This window comes from Stenotrophomonas sp. GbtcB23 (assembly GCF_019091045.1).
Lineage (GTDB): Bacteria > Pseudomonadota > Gammaproteobacteria > Xanthomonadales > Xanthomonadaceae > Stenotrophomonas > Stenotrophomonas rhizophila_A.
On the sequence record NZ_JAGXKC010000602.1, the window covers coordinates 1 to 244 of the forward strand.

Consider the following 244-nt stretch of genomic DNA (forward strand, 5'->3'; position numbering starts at 1 on the left):
CACGCTGGCCGCCTGCCGTCCGACCCTTGTGGCGCTCAAGCCGGACACCTCCCAGTTCCTGGGCGCACACACGATCGGTGTACATGGCAGGCACCAGGTGCTGGCCCATCGGACCGGCAACGATCTCATCGTGGTGCTTGAGGAGCCGGAGTCCGGTGAACCGGGCTCGCTTGAAGACCTGTACCCGGCGCTCCGCCGCTTCATGGGTGCCATCGAGCGGGGGGCCCGCACGCACGAGCTGTGC

At 68.4% G+C, this 244-nt stretch carries 1 pseudogene; it reads left to right on the forward strand.

Annotated elements, in window-relative coordinates:
* Window positions 1-244 (forward strand): annotated as a pseudogene (locus KVS69_RS20255) (ATPase); the annotation flags it as partial.